1 protein-coding gene is annotated in these 459 nt (G+C 60.3%); it reads right to left on the bottom strand.

Annotation, left to right across the window (positions count from 1 at the left end; translation table 11 throughout):
* Positions 1–182 precede the first annotated feature (182 nt).
* The coding region (locus HW466_RS31745; protein WP_208456264.1) for a hypothetical protein at positions 183–459 on the bottom strand (277 nt) is incomplete at its 5' end.

Here is a 459-nt window from a genome sequence, read left to right as displayed (position 1 = left end):
AGATGGTCGAAAGCAATCGCGGCAAGGCGGGCTTGCGTTTCATCGATCGGTTCGGCGAGACGCTGCCTTGGTGAGGTGAGTGTGGAGTGCGCGCTCCGTTCGTTGCGACGAGGCTCGGGTCGAGCGCTTGATTACTTTGTCGTCCGTGCTCACCGTGCAGCGAACTCGAGCGGATGCACGATTCAGGTGGATTGCTTCATTAAGCTGTCGGTGACGTACAAAACTGCCGTGAAGACGAGAATGACCGCTCCTCCACCCACCCATTTCCGGGCTGACCAACGTCGCCAGGCGACCGCGTTGAGCAGGCAAAACGCGATTGCCGGGCCGCAGAGGTAGCCGATCACCAGCGGCACGCTCCACCACGGAATAGGACACTTTCCCAATTCGCTGCTGCCTGTCGCGACGTGCCCGGATCCGCCATGCCAGTGGAGACGGCTGAATGCGTAGTAGAAAGCCCAT

This window comes from Burkholderia territorii (assembly GCF_902833055.1).
Lineage (GTDB): Bacteria > Pseudomonadota > Gammaproteobacteria > Burkholderiales > Burkholderiaceae > Burkholderia > Burkholderia territorii.
This window is presented reverse-complemented; position numbering and strand designations above follow the sequence as displayed.